Annotated in this window: 22 protein-coding genes and 2 riboswitches; of the genes, 14 read left to right on the top strand and 8 right to left on the bottom strand. The window is 40.3% G+C overall.

Translation table 11 applies throughout. The features are described 5' to 3' along the window. Positions 1-171 precede the first annotated feature (171 nt). Positions 172-302, top strand: a riboswitch (cyclic di-AMP (ydaO/yuaA leader). 71 nt (positions 303-373) lie between these two features. Further along, positions 374-535: riboswitch (cyclic di-AMP (ydaO/yuaA leader) on the top strand. A 109-nt stretch (positions 536-644) separates the two neighbouring features. From A374_RS10150 to A374_RS10115, 10 genes are all read left to right on the top strand, one after another. Beyond that, positions 645-1,055, top strand: a complete 411-nt coding sequence (locus tag A374_RS10150; protein WP_007202115.1) for a hypothetical protein — start codon at positions 645-647, stop codon at positions 1,053-1,055. A gap of 25 nt (positions 1,056-1,080) precedes the next feature. Beyond that, the gene (locus A374_RS20605) at positions 1,081-1,218 is read left to right on the top strand and encodes a hypothetical protein (RefSeq protein ID WP_156793194.1); all 138 of its coding nucleotides are present in this window, start codon (positions 1,081-1,083) and stop codon (positions 1,216-1,218) included. Positions 1,219-1,267: 49 nt separating this feature from the next. Continuing rightward, entirely contained in the window at positions 1,268-1,552 is a 285-nt protein-coding gene (locus A374_RS10145; protein ID WP_007202114.1) for an HPr family phosphocarrier protein, read from the top strand. A 117-nt stretch (positions 1,553-1,669) separates the two neighbouring features. After that, on the top strand, positions 1,670-1,747 hold the full coding sequence (gene kdpF, locus A374_RS21455) for a K(+)-transporting ATPase subunit F (RefSeq protein WP_083842010.1): 78 nt from the start codon (positions 1,670-1,672) through the stop codon (positions 1,745-1,747). 33 nt (positions 1,748-1,780) lie between these two features. Further along, positions 1,781-3,460 carry a potassium-transporting ATPase subunit KdpA gene (gene kdpA, locus A374_RS10140; RefSeq protein WP_007202113.1) on the top strand — a complete coding sequence of 560 codons (1,680 nt, stop codon included), beginning with the start codon at positions 1,781-1,783 and terminating at the stop codon, positions 3,458-3,460. 16 nt (positions 3,461-3,476) lie between these two features. Then, positions 3,477-5,513, top strand: a complete 2,037-nt coding sequence (gene kdpB / locus A374_RS10135; RefSeq protein ID WP_007202112.1) for a potassium-transporting ATPase subunit KdpB — start codon at positions 3,477-3,479, stop codon at positions 5,511-5,513. Between the two features lie 17 nt (positions 5,514-5,530). Then, the gene (gene kdpC / locus A374_RS10130) at positions 5,531-6,094 is read left to right on the top strand and encodes a potassium-transporting ATPase subunit KdpC (RefSeq protein WP_156793193.1); all 564 of its coding nucleotides are present in this window, start codon (positions 5,531-5,533) and stop codon (positions 6,092-6,094) included. A 10-nt stretch (positions 6,095-6,104) separates the two neighbouring features. After that, complete coding sequence (gene kdpDN, locus A374_RS10125; protein ID WP_050979735.1) at positions 6,105-7,301, top strand: KdpD-like non-kinase potassium sensor; 1,197 nt, start codon at positions 6,105-6,107, stop codon at positions 7,299-7,301. A 147-nt stretch (positions 7,302-7,448) separates the two neighbouring features. Next, a complete protein-coding gene (locus A374_RS10120) occupies positions 7,449-7,694 on the top strand; it encodes a hypothetical protein (RefSeq protein WP_007202109.1) in 246 nt (81 codons plus the stop codon). Positions 7,695-7,704: 10 nt separating this feature from the next. Beyond that, positions 7,705-8,034: a hypothetical protein gene (locus tag A374_RS10115; RefSeq protein WP_007202108.1), complete on the top strand. Its 330-nt coding sequence runs from the start codon at positions 7,705-7,707 to the stop codon at positions 8,032-8,034. Here the strand turns inward: A374_RS10115 and A374_RS10110 are convergent. The 3 genes from A374_RS10110 to A374_RS10100 are packed head-to-tail and all read right to left on the bottom strand — an operon-like array spanning position 8,031 to position 8,972. Continuing rightward, on the bottom strand, positions 8,031-8,342 hold the full coding sequence (locus tag A374_RS10110) for a hypothetical protein (protein WP_040340500.1): 312 nt from the start codon (positions 8,340-8,342) through the stop codon (positions 8,031-8,033). The genes A374_RS10115 and A374_RS10110 overlap by 4 nt on opposite strands. 1 nt (position 8,343) lies before the next feature. After that, positions 8,344-8,715 (bottom strand): hypothetical protein, encoded by a 372-nt coding sequence (locus A374_RS10105; protein ID WP_050979734.1) that lies wholly within the window; start codon positions 8,713-8,715, stop codon positions 8,344-8,346. Between the two features lie 29 nt (positions 8,716-8,744). Next, positions 8,745-8,972, bottom strand: coding sequence for a hypothetical protein (locus tag A374_RS10100; protein WP_007202107.1), 228 nt, complete (start codon positions 8,970-8,972; stop codon positions 8,745-8,747). A gap of 41 nt (positions 8,973-9,013) precedes the next feature. Here A374_RS10100 and A374_RS10095 point away from each other — a divergent pair, with 41 nt between their 5' ends. Beyond that, a complete protein-coding gene (locus A374_RS10095) occupies positions 9,014-9,520 on the top strand; it encodes a hypothetical protein (protein WP_007202106.1) in 507 nt (168 codons plus the stop codon). Here A374_RS10095 and A374_RS10090 read toward each other — a convergent pair. Continuing rightward, complete coding sequence (locus A374_RS10090; RefSeq protein ID WP_007202105.1) at positions 9,495-9,944, bottom strand: Hsp20/alpha crystallin family protein; 450 nt, start codon at positions 9,942-9,944, stop codon at positions 9,495-9,497. The two genes, A374_RS10095 and A374_RS10090, sit on opposite strands and share 26 nt — an antisense overlap. A 195-nt stretch (positions 9,945-10,139) precedes the next feature. Here A374_RS10090 and katA point away from each other — a divergent pair, with 195 nt between their 5' ends. The 3 genes from katA (at position 10,140) to A374_RS10075 (ending at position 12,884) form a co-directional block, all read left to right on the top strand. Continuing rightward, positions 10,140-11,594, top strand: coding sequence for a catalase KatA (katA, locus tag A374_RS10085; RefSeq protein WP_007202104.1), 1,455 nt, complete (start codon positions 10,140-10,142; stop codon positions 11,592-11,594). 89 nt (positions 11,595-11,683) lie between these two features. Further along, complete coding sequence (locus A374_RS10080) at positions 11,684-12,109, top strand: Fur family transcriptional regulator (RefSeq protein WP_007202103.1); 426 nt, start codon at positions 11,684-11,686, stop codon at positions 12,107-12,109. A gap of 82 nt (positions 12,110-12,191) precedes the next feature. Further along, on the top strand, positions 12,192-12,884 hold the full coding sequence (locus tag A374_RS10075) for a DsbA family oxidoreductase (RefSeq protein WP_007202102.1): 693 nt from the start codon (positions 12,192-12,194) through the stop codon (positions 12,882-12,884). A gap of 21 nt (positions 12,885-12,905) precedes the next feature. On the opposite strand, the gene A374_RS10070 is transcribed toward A374_RS10075, so the two are convergent. From A374_RS10070 to A374_RS20000, 4 genes are all read right to left on the bottom strand, one after another. Then, positions 12,906-13,595, bottom strand: a complete 690-nt coding sequence (locus A374_RS10070) for a DUF421 domain-containing protein (protein WP_007202101.1) — start codon at positions 13,593-13,595, stop codon at positions 12,906-12,908. 12 nt (positions 13,596-13,607) lie between these two features. Then, entirely contained in the window at positions 13,608-13,988 is a 381-nt protein-coding gene (locus tag A374_RS10065) for a DUF4363 family protein (RefSeq protein ID WP_007202100.1), read from the bottom strand. A 442-nt stretch (positions 13,989-14,430) separates the two neighbouring features. Beyond that, positions 14,431-16,188 carry a metallophosphoesterase family protein gene (locus A374_RS10060; RefSeq protein ID WP_007202099.1) on the bottom strand — a complete coding sequence of 586 codons (1,758 nt, stop codon included), beginning with the start codon at positions 16,186-16,188 and terminating at the stop codon, positions 14,431-14,433. Positions 16,189-16,335: 147 nt separating this feature from the next. Beyond that, entirely contained in the window at positions 16,336-16,488 is a 153-nt protein-coding gene (locus A374_RS20000) for a YpzG family protein (protein WP_007202098.1), read from the bottom strand. Positions 16,489-16,542 lie beyond the last annotated feature (54 nt).

Below are 16,542 nucleotides of genomic sequence, written 5' to 3'. Positions count from 1 at the left end.
AAAGGAGAAAAAGGATGAAATAAGTTGATTAGGTATGTGTAAATTCATTAAAATACACATAAATCCCATGAAATGATTGTATTTTATCGGATTTAGCGTATTTTATTAGCTTTACAAGTGCCTATAACGAGAGTAAGATAAATTTCATCAACAACACGATAGCCACACAGAAATGCTTAAACGCTGAATCGATTAAAAAGAGCGGAGGAACCATGTACGTGGGGTGAAGCAATTTTTTTGCCAGGCGACCTTTGCCGTCTGAACCCGTCAGCTAACTTCGTAAGCGTGGCAAGGGAGAAGGTGAATACGTAAGAAATCAATAGTATGAATAGCAATAAACCGATTGGATCCGTTTAAAACGATCCAAAAACTAGCGTCTATTTCGCTTAATTCTCTATGACTATAGAGAAACGGGGGAACCAACCGTAGTTAGTAATAACTACATGGGGTGAATCTTGAACGATAATGTTCGAGTAGGGCGACTCTCACGCCCGAATCCGTCAGCTAACCTCGTAAGCGTACCGAGAGAGGCAACAAATTCCGTGTGTTTGCACGCTTATTTAGCTGTGCTTAGAAGCCGCGTGAAGAGTTCCTCTTCGCAAGGCTTCTTTTTTGTTGCTTTTTTTTATAGGAGGAGTAAATAAATGGATGTAAACAGTGGAGACATTCTCATTATGTTTCCTGATGAAGTGTCGGAGCACATCGTTTCAAAGCTAACAAGTCTTGAGAAACAATCTATTATGCTATGTGTGCCGAGCTGGTCAGAAGCAGAGAAGTTAGAAAAGGAAAACTACAAGCAAATTTACGTGATGCCAACGCTCCGTAATACAAAAGTGCCTGAAGTTTTTCATCGTCCGCTTTCAAAGGTCATCATTGTGGAAACATCGTTTGTAGGCTGCTGTAATGCCATCGAATGGATCCGAGCATTTTATGATCTTCCTGTGTTCGTCATTAAATCGGATACGCACTATCTCTCGAGGATCTATAAAGATCTAGGCGCAACTTATATTATTCACAACAAAACTGGTAATTTATCATTTTTACTTTCTTCATAAAAAGAATGAAAAGGAGACTTGGAAAATGAAAATGAGTCCTAGTGAAATTGATACGTTAGTGAGTAAAGCGATTCGAGATCAACAATCTGCGTCGATTGCACGTCTAGTAACTGCGCGTGTGACGAGACCGTTTGTCCCAGGAGAAATACGTAAAGACAAATAAAAGGTATGAGGGGGGAGCCCCCCTTCATGCTTTAACAGGAGGATAAAAAATGGGGATTCCAAATTCCGTTCAAATGATGATTGCCTTTCCGAATCGGTTGTCTAGAGAACAAATGCTCGAATTTGTTACAGCTGCCGGAAGTTTTGAAAGCAATGTCTTTATCTGTGATCAGGAGGTGCGCATCAACGGTAAAGGGTTGTTAGGAATGAACTTATTCTTTTTATCACATAATTCAAATGAAGCTTTTCGTACCATTACATTAAAAATTGATGGCCGCGATGCAATGGCCGCTTCAGAATATTTATCAAATTTAGTGAAAAGTTACTTGAACTAAGGCGGAGGTGAAGATGTTGCTCGATGTGTATATGATTGTGCTCCTAGCAGCTTGTTATAGTTTGTATTTAGGATTCGTGAAATGGAGCAATGGCATTGTCGGAGGTGACAATGAGTCATGATTTTTACACTGATCGTGTCGGCGCTCCTCCTAATCTATTTAGGGTATGCGCTCATTCATCCTGAAAAATTTTAATATGAAGCACTATAAATAGGGGGAACTAACAACATGGGTGTTTTACAAATAGCAGTAGTGATACTTCTGCTGCTTCTCATCGTAAAACCGCTAGGAACGTATATGTATCATGTGTTTTCCAATCAACCGAATAAAACAGATAAAGTGTTTGGTGGATTTGAAAAACTCATTTATAAGATCAGCGGTTTAACGGAAAGAAAAGCAATGACTTGGAAGAAATATACGATTTCATTAATTTTAACAAACGTTGTTTTAGTAGCTGTAGGCTATTTAATCTTACGTTTACAAAACTATTTGCCGTTTAATCCAAATGGTATTGATAATATGGAACCGACAACGGCATTTAATACGATTATAAGCTTTATGACGAATACAAACCTACAGCACTATAGTGGGGAAACGGGCTTATCGTATTTTGGTCAGATGGCTGTCATTATTATGATGATGTTTACATCAGCTGTGACGGGAATCGTTGTTGCCATTGCCTTTATTCGTGGGATTACGTCTAAAGGAAAAACACTCGGTAACTTTTTCGAAGATTTTGTAAAAGGCCACACACGCTTACTACTTCCGATGGCTGTTGTCGTGACACTCGTGCTCGTCGGCTTGAAAGTGCCGCAAACACTAGATGCTAACATTACGGTAACAACTGTAGAAGGCGTTAAACAAACGATTGCTACAGGACCGGTTGCATCCCTCGTGTCAATCAAGCATTTGGGCACAAATGGTGGTGGATTTTTCGGTGTAAACTCTTCACATCCTTTTGAAAATCCAACGCCTTTAACAAACGTTATTGAAATGCTTTCCATGTGGTGTATTCCAGCTTCACTGACGTATACGTATGGAAAATTTGCGAGAAATCGTAAGCAAGGCTGGGTCATTTTTGGAGCGATGAGCGTATTGTTCTTACTGTTCTTATCGCTAGCTTACGTTTCAGAAAGCAATGGGAATCCTGCGTTAACAAAACTTGGCTTGAACACAGAGCAAGGAAGCATGGAAGGAAAAGAAATGCGTTTTGGGATTGCCCAATCAGCTCTTTTCACGACTGTGACGACGGCAGCAACAACAGGTACCGTCAACAATATGCATGATACACTTACGCCGCTTGGTGGTATTACACCACTCGCTCAAATGATGTTAAACGTTGTTTTTGGGGGCGATGGGGTAGGTCTTGTAAACATGCTTATGTATGCGATTATCGGTGTGTTCATTTGTGGCCTTATGGTAGGGCGTACACCAGAATTTCTAGGCAGGAAAATTGAGCCTAAAGAAATGAAGCTAATTACAGTAGCCTTGCTAGCACATCCTTTAATTATTTTAGGACCTACAGCTATTGCATTCTTAACAGATTTAGGAAAAGGAGCGATTAGTAACCCTGGTTTTCATGGAATCTCGCAAATTCTTTATGAGTACACTTCTTCTGCGGCGAATAACGGGTCGGGATTTGAAGGATTAGCGGACGGTACAACCTTCTGGAACGTAACAACGGGTCTTGTCATGCTCTTTGGACGATATATTTCCATCGTAGCACTATTAGCGGTCGCTGGATCGCTTGTGAAGAAGCAACCTGTTCCAGAAACAATCGGTACATTCAGAACAGATAATACACTATTTACCGGGATTCTCATCGGAGTGGTTTTAATCATTGGAGCGTTAACATTCTTACCTGTTATCGCACTCGGCCCGATCGCAGAATACCTGTCCATTCGCTAATAAAGAGGTGTGAGGAATGAATCAATCGAATAAAGGGAGCTTAAACGCTACATTAATAAAAACAGCAATAGTGGATAGCTTTCGGAAATTAAATCCACTTGTTATGATGAAAAACCCTGTGATGTTCGTCGTTGAAGTAGGAACGATTCTCGTGTTCTTAATGATGATTTTACCGTCTTATTTTAACGCAGAAGGTCGCTTTGGTTATAACTTAGCAGTATTTTGTATTCTGTTCTTTACGATCTTGTTTGCCAACTTTGCTGAAGCATTGGCAGAAGGACGAGGAAAGGCACAAGCGGATAGCCTAAAACAAGCTAAAAAAGATACAGAAGCTAAAAAGCTACAAAAAAATGGAACGATTAAAGTTGTTTCGTCAGAAACGCTGCGAAAAGGCGATATTGTCCTCGTAGAAATCGGCGACCTAATTCCTGGAGACGGAGAAATTATCGAAGGATTAGCATCCATTGATGAATCTGCCATTACAGGGGAATCCGCTCCTGTAATTAAAGAAGCAGGTGGTGACTTTAGCTCGGTAACCGGGGGAACAAAAGTAGTCAGTGATTCTATTAAAGTGAGAATTACAGCTGATCCGGGAGAATCGTTTTTAGATAAGATGATTTCTCTAGTTGAAGGTGCTAAACGCCAAAAAACACCAAATGAAATTGCGCTAAATATTTTATTAGTTACTTTAACGATTATCTTTTTACTCGTCGTCGTAACGCTCGTACCGATTGCAAAATACGTCGGTGTAAATCTTGAAATATCAACACTCGTAGCGTTGCTCGTTTGTTTAATACCAACGACAATAGGTGCCTTATTATCAGCAATCGGTATCGCTGGTATGGACCGCGTCACGCGCTTTAATGTGTTAGCTATGTCAGGTAAAGCAGTGGAAGCAGCCGGCGATATTAACACAATTATTTTGGATAAAACAGGAACGATTACGTTTGGTAATCGTTTGGCGGCACAATTTGTACCAGCCGGTGATGCTTCAGAAAATGACGTTCGAGAAATGGCAGTCATTACGTCCCTATATGACGAAACACCAGAGGGAAGATCGGTGTTAGAACTTGCGAAAAAGCAAGGCGGACAATGGGATGCTACGCATTACGAAGGCTGTGAAATCATTCCTTTTACTGCGGAAGAGCGCATGAGTGGTCTTGATTTAAATGGAGTAAGTTGGCGTAAAGGGGCGGTTGATTCCATTCGTCAATATGTAACGAAGCTTGGTGGTAAAGTGCCCCATGATTTACAAGAGAAAAGCGATGAGATTTCTAAAAAAGGCGGCACACCGCTGGCAGTAGCAATTGATGACCGTATTGTTGGCTTAATTTATTTAAAAGATACAGTAAAACCTGGTATGCGTGAACGCTTTGATGAATTGCGTAAGATGGGAATTAAAACGATCATGTGTACCGGTGATAATCCATTAACAGCAGCAACAATTGCAAAAGAAGCAGGAGTCGATGAATTTATTGCTGAATCGAAGCCTGAGGATAAAATCCGGGTGATTCGAGAAGAACAAGAAAAAGGAAAGCTTGTTGCGATGACAGGCGATGGGACGAACGATGCCCCAGCACTAGCGCAAGCAGATGTTGGATTAGCGATGAACTCTGGCACAATTGCGGCAAAAGAAGCTGCTAATATGGTGGACTTAGACTCCGATCCAACGAAAATTATTGAAGTCGTTGCCATTGGTAAACAGCTTCTCATGACGCGTGGATCGTTAACAACCTTTAGTATCGCCAATGATATTGCGAAGTACTTTGCCATCATTCCAGCGATGTTCATGGTAGCCATTCCACAAATGCAAGTATTAAACATTATGGGACTTCATTCCCCGACAACAGCTATTTTATCGGCGTTAATTTTTAATGCGATTATTATTCCATTGCTCATTCCATTAGCGATGAAAGGTGTTAAATACGTACCGATGAGCGCAAATAAACTGTTATCACGCAATATTTTAATCTATGGTTTAGGCGGTGTGATTGTACCGTTTGTCGGTATTAAAATCATCGACTTACTCGTTACGTTATTTACAGTAAGCTAAAATATGGGGGGTTCACCTTGTTTAAAATAGTAAGGTTATCATTAATTATGATTGTAATATGTGGGGTTATTTATCCGCTAGCAATGACGGGAGTTTCTCAGCTTGTATTTCCAGATCAAGCAAATGCCAGCTTGACTAAGAATAAGGAAGGAAAAGTCATCGGTTCTGAACTCATTGGTCAAGATTTTAAAGGTAAACAGTTCTTCCATGGCCGTATTTCTTCTATTGAAAATAATGCAGCGGCATCTGGATCAAACAACTATGCTCCTTCAAATAAAGATTTAATTAAGCGCGTCGAAAAATCGATTGTTGCTCTAAAGAAGGAAAATGGAAATGTAGAAACGAAAGATATACCGGTTGATCTCTTAACAAATTCGGGTTCGGGATTAGATCCGCACATTTCTGTTGAAGCGGCTAAGTTTCAGGTTCCGCGTGTGAGTAAAGAAGCTGGAATCAGTATCGAAAAACTCGATGAACTCATTAAAGATACGACGGAAAAACGAAGCCTTGGTGTATTCGGAGAACCGCGTGTAAATGTTTTGCTATTGAATTTAAAGGTGCAAGAACTACAAAAGAAATGAGCATGGGAGGATGGCTATTATAGTCATCCTCTATTGCCCTGTAGAGGTGAGAGAATTGGTTCCGGGATACAAACGAAAAACACCGGAGGAAATATTACAAGAAATTGAGCAATTGAAGTATGGCAAGTTAAAAGTGTATATTGGCTCTGCCCCAGGGGTAGGGAAAACGTATCGGATGCTACAAGAAGCGCATGAACTTGTGGCAGAAGGTGTCGATGTTGTTATTGGCATTATAGAAACACATAATCGTAAAGAAACGGCTGATCTCGTTTCATCGTTAGAAATCATTCCAAAGCAACAAATTCAATACAAAGGACATATCCTTGAAGAATTAGATACCGAGGCGATCATTAAACGGGCACCAGATGTCGTTCTTGTGGATGAGCTTGCACATACGAATGTTCCAACTTCAGCGCGTGAGAAACGCTACATGGATGTTGAAAAAATATTGCAGGCGGGCATTAATGTGCTATCAGCGGTTAATATTCAGCATCTTGAAAGCTTACATGATATCGTTGAGAAAATTACAGGTGTAAAAGTGAGAGAGCGTATTCCGGATAGCTTTTTGCATACTGCTGATGAAGTTATCTTAATTGATGTGACGCCAGAAATCTTAAGAAAACGCCTAAAAGAAGGAAAGATCTATCATCAGAGTAAAATCGAACAATCATTAGCGAATTTTTTTACAAAAGGAAACTTAAGCTCGTTACGAGAGCTTTCCTTGCGTGAAGTGGCAGATGATGTAGATGAACGCAGTGAAAAAGCAAAGCTTCGTGATGGGCAAACAGGTCCGATTGGTACACATGAAAAAATCATGGTTTGTGTTCAACATGGAGGTAATGCAGAGCGCTTAATTCGTCGCGGCTGGCGAATTGCGAGCCGTTTAAAAACGAGCTTAACCATTTTGCACGTATCAAATGAAGCATCGATGAATCGTTCACAGGAAGAACGGAAAAAAATTCAAGATTGGAAAAAGTTAGCGACTCAATTTAATGCCAGTTTTATTGTGGAGCAAATGAATAAACGGAAAATATCGCAAGTTATTACAGACGTAGCTGTTTCAGAAAAAATCACTCAAATTATACTAGGACAGTCTGCGCGCACCCGCTGGGAAGAAATAAAAAAGGGCTCGATCGTGAATAACATTATGAGAGAAGCAACGGGCATTGATATTCACATAGTCTCTGATCAAACGAAACGAGGTTGAGGGGAGGGCGGCATTATGCCGCACCTTCTATATTTTTATTATACATATAGAACGTACGTTCGTAAATAACTTTTCACAAAAAAAGTGTAAATGAATAAGCTAATGAATAATCACAGCCCGTAAAATAGGGAAAGTGGAGGGTTGCCCGTGCCGGTTTCAGTCGTATTTAATCAGATTAATATAAATAACCAAGAAGGCAACGCTGCTGTATCGGCAGGTCAAAACAATATGCCCGATTGGACAGCAATCGTAAAGATTAACCATGGCAATGGATCTCAAGTTGGAATTTCGTTTACTTCCGGTAATATAAATACAGTGTTTGATAATGATGTTACCGATACACCGGTTGCTCAGCCTGAGTTCGGTAATCCGCAACCGACTTCGCAAATTTAGGAGGACGCGCATGAAGAAAGACAAGATGAACGTCCTTTTTCATTGTATTAATGTGAATGTCATCGCCCAAAATGCTGGGGTATTTGTGGGAACCAATACGCAACTTAATTGGAATTCAATCGTAAAAATGAATACAGGAGCCGGCAATGTTGTAGGCTCCAGAAATTTTTCTCTCTATAATAAAAACGTTTTATACGATAACGATGTAGTGGATACGTACTATAGGCAAAATCAATACAATGATGATGATAGTTTTCCCAGTGAATCCAGTGAGCAAAATGAACCCCCATCCTTTACGGAGACGGCTCCGCCACTAGAGGAGGAAGATTCCTCTTCTTAAGCATTGCTTGCTGTGGGTGATTCCTCTTTTTCTTCGGTGAGTTTTTCTTGAATCAGTGATTGAATCCAGGGAGGAATGGATGAATCGCCTCCTTGTGTTAGCATATCAATGACGTCAGCATCATCTAACAGTGTGCGCAATCCATCAAATTGATTATTGTCACCACTAATAGTTCCAAGACCTTGATTTTGTTTTTTATGACTTTTGAAATTAACAGGAAAGTTATTTCCCATATTAATGCACGAGGCACCTTCGACAGAACCAATTCGAAAGGTGCCGATGAAGAAATTAGGATTGAGTGAGGACATATTACTCTCCTTTCTGGTTGCGTGCAAAACTAAAGGAGTAGCCAGATTCATTTTTGGTCATTGTGCCCTGTGAGAACAGAGATTGATTTTCTCGTTGTTCCCTCTCTTTCGTTGAAGTGGTTTGATTGTCAACAGACACGCCGAAATTATTGCCAAGATTTAAGGCGCCACTCAGTTCTTCTATATCAATGGACTCTAAATTGAAGGAAAGGTTTTCAATCATCGGCTGTTGTAGCTCAATCTTTTCAATATGATAATGATGGTGTGTAGAAGCTGTTAATTTCTCTATCATCGTTTCTAATTGTTGAATACGGTTTTCTAACGATTGTGTATATTCTTTATTCATTTCGTTACGAGGAAACCAATTAGCCATTGCAATCACTCAGTTCTTAACCGTTTTTTCTAGCTTTTTGACTGTTGCTCTGTTTCATGTTGATAAAAGTCATATTCATCGCTATCAATGACGAGGGAACGATTATTCACACTTATGGTTCGAGAACCTGAGATTCGTCCTGTTCCTTCGTTATGTTTGCCGATGGCCGATGTACCGATGTGAATGTTTTCGCCAGAAAAAACACCAGATGATTGCGATAACTGATCAATAATAAGGTCATTAAATACAATACGCATTTTGTCATCATCCTTTATGTTAGATTGGAGGGACTTCTTTAATGACATCATTTTTTAAATCTTTTGATCCATTCAAATGGGTACAAAGTCAAAGTGAAGCGTACAATCACAATCAACAAGCTTTTGATCCTTTTAAATGGCTAGAAAATCACCTCACTCCCACTCACGATCAAGCATCGTTTGATGTGCGAAACCACGTGCAGCAATCAATGACGCAATCGCTAGTAAACACAGGTTATCATGAACGCAGTAACGAGCAAGAGTATAATTATGAAATTCATGATTTGAATGAGTATATTGTTGTTCGCATGACGCTATCCCATGAGAACGATCTCTCAATGATTTCACTGTACCAAAGTAACATTGAGCTCGTAGTTGCCAACAGAGCAACGGGACGAGAAACAAGAATTCCACTTCCAGCAGTTGTCAGCAGTCAGCATGTAACGGCACATTTTCATGCACCTGTCGTAGAAGTTACGTTACCTAAAAAAAGACGTAGCGATCAACTTCGAGAAATTCATATTACGATGGATCAGCGCCATCCTTAGTAAACGAGACTGAAATCGGTTTCGTTTTTTTTATTTTAACTAAACGAATTTCTAACAATCCTTGTTTGTAGGCTGCTGAAACTTGATCTGGGTGATACAAAAAAGGAATGTGTATTTCTTTCGTAAAAGGACCCGTTAATCGTTCTTGCATGGTAAGCTCATCTTGACTCACAGGATAGCGGTACGGAATATTTCCTTGGACTATAAGTTTGTTTGATTCTAAGGAAATGGACAAATCCTCCGTCGATGATAAACCTGGAAGTTCTATTATAACTACACCTTCCGTATCATTTTCGTATAAGTCTGTGCAGGCAGTTCGTTTCGGGACGACACGATTTAACTCGTGCCAAAATTCACTTCCAAGAACTGAATCCACTTTGTCTTGAAGCGATGCCCAGTCGAAATGGACCTTTTTCTTGCTCATGAGAACCTCCTGATTTCTTGTTTAAAGTCAGTTTATGCGGGGAATGAGATAAAATGATGGATGAGAAAGGTAAAAAGTTGGTAAAAATTAAAGTGGTTATTTTTTTATAATCATTATAAAAAAGTATTGATTTTATTTTAAGAAGTGATAGTATTAGATTATAGTGATTCTAAATAACTTTCCGAGGTGATTTTCATGGCTAACAATAAACATTTAACAACAAGCTGGGGTGCACCAGTTGGTGATAACCAAAATTCCATGACGGCAGGTTCTCGAGGGCCAACCCTCATTCAAGATGTTCATTTATTAGAAAAGTTAGCGCATTTTAATCGCGAACGTGTGCCTGAACGCGTTGTGCATGCAAAAGGTGCAGGTGCACACGGATACTTTGAAGTGACAAATGATGTTTCTAACTATACAAAAGCAGATTTGTTTAATGGACTTGGCAAGCAAACGCCACTTTTCATTCGTTTTTCAACGGTAGCGGGCGAAAATGGTTCAGCGGACACGGTTCGTGATCCCCGTGGTTTTGCCGTGAAATTTTATACAGAAGAAGGCAACTATGACATCGTAGGAAACAATACACCAGTCTTTTTTATTCGCGATGCGATTAAGTTTCCTGATTTCATTCATACACAAAAAAGAGATCCGCAAACACATTTAAAAAACCCAACAGCTGTATGGGATTTCTGGTCTCTTTCGCCAGAATCACTTCACCAAGTGTCCATCTTAATGAGCGATCGTGGGATTCCAGCAACATTCCGTCATATGCACGGATTTGGTAGCCATACGTTTAAATGGGTAAATAAAGCAGGTGAAGGCTTCTGGGTGAAGTATCACTTTAAAACAGAGCAAGGTGTGAAAAACTTATCACCTGATTTAGCTGCGAAACTTGCGGGCGAAAACCCAGACTATCATACAGAAGACTTGTTTAATGCGATTGAAAAAGGGGAGCATCCATCGTGGCGTCTATGCGTGCAAATTATGCCGCTTGAAGATGCAAATACGTATCGTTTTGATCCATTTGATGTGACAAAAGTATGGTCACAAAAAGACTACCCGCTAATTGAAGTAGGTCGCATGGTGTTAAATAAAAACCCTGAAAACTACTTTGCTGAAGTAGAGCAAGCAACCTTTTCACCAGGAACGCTTGTACCAGGTGTAGAAGTATCTCCAGATAAGATGTTACAAGGTCGCTTGTTTGCATACGCAGATGCACATCGTTATCGCGTGGGAGCAAATCATCAAGCATTACCGATAAACGCACCTAAAAACGGTGTTCATAACTATCAACGTGATGGTCAAATGCGCTTTGATAGCAATGGTGGTCGCAGTGTATATTATGAGCCAAATAGCTTTGATGGACCACAAGAATCACCAGAAAACAAGCAAACACCGTATCCGGTGGAAGGAAATGCGGATGCCGTTGGCTACGATCATCATGACCACTACACGCAAGCGGGAGATTTGTATCGCTTATTAACAAAAGACGAACGTACACGTTTAGTTCATAACGTTGTCGAAGCAATGAAGCCTGTAGCGTTGGAAAAAATTAAACTTCGCCAAATTCAACACTTCTACAAAGCTGATCCAGAATATGGAACGCGTGTAGCGGAAGGCTTAGGATTAAGCGTTCCACAAGAAGTATAATATTCTCAATTAGCTTTCATTTTCTCAACTAACAGGTATTCTTTTCCGAAAGAATACCTGTTTTCTTTTAGGAAAGGGGTTAGAAGCAGGTGAACGTGGAGGAAAAGGTTAAACGTACGTTAAAAGAACATGACTTACGAATTACACCACAGCGAGTGGCCATTCTGCAGGCGATTTTTTCGGCGGAGGTTCATCTTTCAGCAGAAGATATCCATCGCCAAATGCCGCCTTATATGACTCTTGCCACCGTATATAATAATTTAAAAACGTTTATTCAACATGAGATTATTAATGAGCTTTCTTTTGGGGAAGGAAGTAGCCTATATGAAGTAAACCGTTCGCCCCATTATCATGTTATTTGTGAGCAATGCGGGATGATCGTTGATTTTCATTATCCGGTATTAGATGAAGTTGAGTCTGTGGCTGCTAAATGGGCCGATTTTGATATTCGTGGTCATCATTTAGAATTTTATGGTACATGTACAGCGTGTCAAGCAAAGCAACAAAGAGCATAAGTCACCTCAGTAGTGATTTATGCTTTTTTTGTGCTTTTGGTGACCGATACGGATACAATAGAGAGAAAGGGAGGAGAACGATATGAAAGTTGATATTTGGTCAGATTATGCGTGTCCATTTTGTTATATTGGGAAGCGTGAATTTGAAAAAGCGTTGCAACAGTTTGCTGGCAAAGAAAACGTAGAAGTGACATATCGTAGCTTTGAATTGGATCCACATTTTTCAAATGAAGCGCAAGCAAGTGCTGTTCAACTCTTAGCACAAAAATTTGGCATGTCAGAGCAACAAGCAAAAGAGATGATGGGACAAGTAGCTGCACGAGCGCAAGAAGTGGATTTAGCGTATAACTTTGAGGAGATGGTGCCAGCGAACACGTTTGATGCCCATCGCTTATCTCACTACGCAAAAACAGTTCAAGCAGCGAATGAAGTAACAGAAAAGCTGTTACGAGCTCATTTTATCGAGGCGAAGGATCTTGATGATCATCAGACGTTGCTACAAATAGGGGAGTCATGTGGGCTGGACCGTGAAGAACTAACGGCTTTATTGCAAGGTGACCGATTTGCAGACGACGTTCGAAGAGATGAAGCGTTCGCACAACAGCTTCAAATTCAAGCGGTTCCGTTTTTCGTTTTTAATGATACATATGGTGTATCTGGTGCACAGCCTGCTGCTATTTTTAGCGATGTGCTACAAAAAGCATCGGAAGATTCTCTTTCTGCTGAAGGAAAAGAAGCTAGCACAACAGAAGCGTGTCGTGAGGATCACTGTTAACGCAACAAGGAGGCATCGCAATTATAGAGATGCTTCCTTGTTTTTTTTGTATAAGTCTACGAAAAGGACATGATTGTCATCTACTTCGGCATATAACACATCAGAAATGTGAGCTTGATACTGAACCTGCAATTCATGAACAAGCCATTGTTTCGTTAAGTGGACGGCGCATAGCGCTTGCTCTGAGAGTTGTCCATCAATAATTACTGCATACGTTAACACCTCTTCCGCAGGAGAAAGCGTTAAGTCTGAGGTCGTCACAGGTCGAGCGCTTGCTTTTGGAATAATGGCAATGTCTCCTGTTGTTTCAAGAACAGCGTAGCGGATGTCGGCGAGCTTAAAATAACCTTGCACGCGCAGTAAAGAACGCAACATGTAAATGCTCATGCGATTTTTTTTTAATTCAGCTTCGTTTATACGCCCATTTTCAATAATAACACTAGGTGAGGAATCTAATTTGTAAAAGACTTTTAGCAAGGAAAGGCGTGCAATTAAGACGATGCTTAAGCCGAGAAGAATCATGCCAAAAGCAGTTTTAAATGAATCATGGCTTACAAGTGGCTGAGCAGCTACATTTGAAATAATAAATAAGATGGCTAAATCATAAGGCGTAATTTGGGCAATAGATTTTTTTCCGATAAAATTAGTTATGAGCCATGTAGCAAGAATAATAATGAGGCAGCGAATGATAAATACGAATAAATCCGTCATTTCCTTGTCCCCCTATGAACTACGCGGTGAAATAGAAGTTATGTTTTCAAATAAATAAAGCGTCGTTTTCACACTTTTCGCTGCTGTATGAGGATCACGTGTGCGAATGGCAGCTTTTAGTTCACCTAAAGCGATATTAAGTAAGGTGAAACTACTGCCAGCATATTTTATCGAAATAAGCACTTCGCCTTTATTCCATTGTTTTTCAACAAGCTCTGCTTCGTGAAGTGCTTCGTTCCATTTCTCAGCTTCTATGTAGCGTTCGGTTGTCCGTAGGCGCACTATAAAGGAAGATGATTTCTGAAAAAACAGCTCATGTTGCATATAAAACATTACACTAAAGAGGAGAAGAAGAGTGAGTAATAATGCTAAGGTAATGGATCGCTGGGTCATCTTTATAGTCATCCTTTTTTACCATCAGCATCACCTAGAACGAGAGGACCTATACGTTCTTACGAAAAAAGACTTGGACACAATACTCCCTCTGTTTCGTGGCATGTGGGGAATTGACTTGATTGTACACGAATGAACCTGTCCGTGCGCTGCACTCTTTCGGAATGGTTAAACGCATTGAAGAGCTTTACGCTATTTCTTCTCATTTTTTGAGCGCATTTACGAGAGGATCTCTTCATTTGCTCTAACTTTCATCCCTTACCTACGTTGGTAGAAGCCATTTACCTGGTCTGCGCGTGTTTACAGAAGACTCCAATTTTTGGTGCATTCGCTGGCTGCATACATACGCAAGACAATCTAAAACAAACGAACGAGCGACATGAAAAAAATGGCTTGATCACCGAAACGGATGATGAAGCCATTTTTTATGTGCTTAGGCTGTTTATGTCCCAGCCGGCGTTACTTGTATTGTTTTTGAACTGTTTTTAGGAATGGTGATGACAACTTCTAGTTTTTGTATGGTGCCAACAGCCTCGTTTGTTTTAATTGTGCCATCGGATACGCGATACGTTCCTTGCGCTAAATAAAGAGGAACGGTAACCGTCATATCTTCGTGAAAGCGATTTGTAAGGGTGACGGTTTGTTGCTTTTGTGTTCCATCATTTGCTTGGGCATAAATTGCTTCCAATGACATCGTCCCCTCATAGGAAATGCCATTCGCATACACCGGCTGAGAAGCGTGCGTACCTTCATAAACGTACGATGTAAAGGAAGGTTGATTTGTTTTCTTTTGAAAAATACGATAGCCAACCCACGGCTTGCCATCAAGTTCGATTGATGCAGTCGTTGCGTAGAGGATGCCATCTTTTTCCGTAATATGATCAGCATGTGTATGACCGTGAAGTGCAAGTGTAACATCGTTGTCATGCATTAATTTGATAAGATCATCAGCGCCTTCACCGTGCCATTGCTGATCGTATTTTAAGCCAAGAAACTGTCCTTTAATTAGCGTGGATAGACGCTGTGGATTATGTTGTTGATCATACTCTTTCCAAAACGAAGCGACTTTTGCATCGGATGCGGGCCAAATGTCACGGTCTTTCCATAAAGGATTATGATGAGAAAACATGGCGCGCACTTGATCAGGTGATTTCTTTGTTTTTTGCCAATCTTCTTTTAGCCAATTTAATTGGTCTTGGCGCACTTGACCTCCCCATGTTGGAACAAAAAGTCCACTATGACCTTGGCGATCAAATGTATTCCAGTCATAAGAGTTGTAACCGACCATGTGTGCATAGGGACCGTAATCAAAAGAATAATAGCTCGGCCCAAAGTATTGACTCCAATATTTCGCGCCATCAGTCAGCATGGCATCTTGTGCATACAAGTCATGGTTACCAGGAACAACGTAGACAGGCACATTGAATTTTTTTAGCATACGAAAGGCTTCTTTATATTCATACGTATACTCTAAAGGATTAAGTTGACCATAGACAAGGTCACCCGTTAATACTACAAAATCGGGCTTCAGTAAGTTCACTTCTTGGATGGTTTTTTGCAAGTATAGCCATCGTTTGTTTTCTTGTGGGTGCCAAAAACCAGCTTCTTTAGCATTGCGTAGGTCACTTAGATTTCGCGGTGAACCAACGTGAATATCGGAAAGGTGTATAAAACGGAAATCTTTTTTGAAGGCGGTTACAATCTGAAGAGCATTCGGTTGTTCATCGGTAATTGTTTTTCCTTTCGTATCATATGTAACCAAAACATTATAGAGCTGATCGCGTAAGGTAGTTGGCAACGAAACCGTCACATCGTATATGGATTCGCTTTTGTGCCAATAAGAAGTTCCTTTTGAGACGTTTTGAACAGGAAGTGATACTTGCTGTTTCGTTGGTGAATCTTCTTTGTCTTTTACGATAACGTTCCAATTTGACGGGACGTCACCTTTTGTATCCACCTGAAGAGTTAGGGTGCTGCCACTTTTTTTAATGGCGGGTGTTGAAAGCAGTGGATAGATTATTTTATCAATGGTTACACTTCCGGAAAAAGGGCTAGCTTCTGGGTTTCTCGTTGCAATGTGTGGTGCTTTTAACCCACCAATAGACGCATCAGGATGAGTCGTGCGTTCGGCTGCATAAACAGCAGGACTAAACGAAGAAAAAGAAAAAAGTAAAAGCAGTAATGAGAGTAATTTTTTCAAAAGAACGCCTCCTTTTCATGTATAAGAAAAGTATAGCAAAGCTAAGTAAGAACGGTATGAAGAATTCATTTAAATTTTGTAAAAAAATGTAGAAAAGCTGTTCGAAAGGTTGCTTTCGAACAGCTTCCATTGTTTCTTTTTTCTATCTTACCAGTGATGGGCCTTGGCGTTGGCTTTTAGGATGATGTTCTGTTGAGACATTTCCGTATGGCCATTTACTTGGGATTTCCCACGCTTGGGGCGTGTCCAATTATGGTGAAACTTACTTGAGTGTGGATCTAAATGATCTTTATAGCTCATGCTTTTTCACCTCATTCGTAAGAATAGGACATAAGAAACAGGGATGATGTTTGC

The sequence above is a fragment of the Fictibacillus macauensis ZFHKF-1 genome (assembly GCF_000269865.1).
Classification (GTDB): domain Bacteria; phylum Bacillota; class Bacilli; order Bacillales; family Fictibacillaceae; genus Fictibacillus_C; species Fictibacillus_C macauensis.
The sequence above is the reverse complement of the archived record's forward strand: the minus strand, read 5'-3'. Positions and strand labels throughout refer to the sequence as shown.

Bases quoted from the DNA above. Each gene is read 5' to 3' on its own strand.
- A374_RS10150 (WP_007202115.1), top strand. From the start codon at position 645: ATGGATGTAAACAGTGGAGACATTCTCATTATGTTTCCTGATGAAGTG.
- A374_RS20605 (WP_156793194.1), top strand. From the start codon at position 1,081: ATGAAAATGAGTCCTAGTGAAATTGATACGTTAGTGAGTAAAGCGATT.
- A374_RS10145 (WP_007202114.1), top strand. From the start codon at position 1,268: ATGGGGATTCCAAATTCCGTTCAAATGATGATTGCCTTTCCGAATCGG.
- kdpF (WP_083842010.1), top strand. From the start codon at position 1,670: ATGATTTTTACACTGATCGTGTCGGCGCTCCTCCTAATCTATTTAGGG.
- kdpA (WP_007202113.1), top strand. From the start codon at position 1,781: ATGGGTGTTTTACAAATAGCAGTAGTGATACTTCTGCTGCTTCTCATC.
- kdpB (WP_007202112.1), top strand. From the start codon at position 3,477: ATGAATCAATCGAATAAAGGGAGCTTAAACGCTACATTAATAAAAACA.
- kdpDN (WP_050979735.1), top strand. From the start codon at position 6,105: ATGGCTATTATAGTCATCCTCTATTGCCCTGTAGAGGTGAGAGAATTG.
- A374_RS10115 (WP_007202108.1), top strand. From the start codon at position 7,705: ATGAAGAAAGACAAGATGAACGTCCTTTTTCATTGTATTAATGTGAAT.
- A374_RS10110 (WP_040340500.1), bottom strand. From the start codon at position 8,342: ATGTCCTCACTCAATCCTAATTTCTTCATCGGCACCTTTCGAATTGGT.
- A374_RS10105 (WP_050979734.1), bottom strand. From the start codon at position 8,715: ATGGCTAATTGGTTTCCTCGTAACGAAATGAATAAAGAATATACACAA.
- A374_RS10100 (WP_007202107.1), bottom strand. From the start codon at position 8,972: ATGCGTATTGTATTTAATGACCTTATTATTGATCAGTTATCGCAATCA.
- A374_RS10095 (WP_007202106.1), top strand. From the start codon at position 9,014: ATGACATCATTTTTTAAATCTTTTGATCCATTCAAATGGGTACAAAGT.
- A374_RS10090 (WP_007202105.1), bottom strand. From the start codon at position 9,944: ATGAGCAAGAAAAAGGTCCATTTCGACTGGGCATCGCTTCAAGACAAA.
- katA (WP_007202104.1), top strand. From the start codon at position 10,140: ATGGCTAACAATAAACATTTAACAACAAGCTGGGGTGCACCAGTTGGT.
- A374_RS10075 (WP_007202102.1), top strand. From the start codon at position 12,192: ATGAAAGTTGATATTTGGTCAGATTATGCGTGTCCATTTTGTTATATT.
- A374_RS10070 (WP_007202101.1), bottom strand. From the start codon at position 13,595: ATGACGGATTTATTCGTATTTATCATTCGCTGCCTCATTATTATTCTT.
- A374_RS10065 (WP_007202100.1), bottom strand. From the start codon at position 13,988: ATGACCCAGCGATCCATTACCTTAGCATTATTACTCACTCTTCTTCTC.
- A374_RS20000 (WP_007202098.1), bottom strand. From the start codon at position 16,488: ATGAGCTATAAAGATCATTTAGATCCACACTCAAGTAAGTTTCACCAT.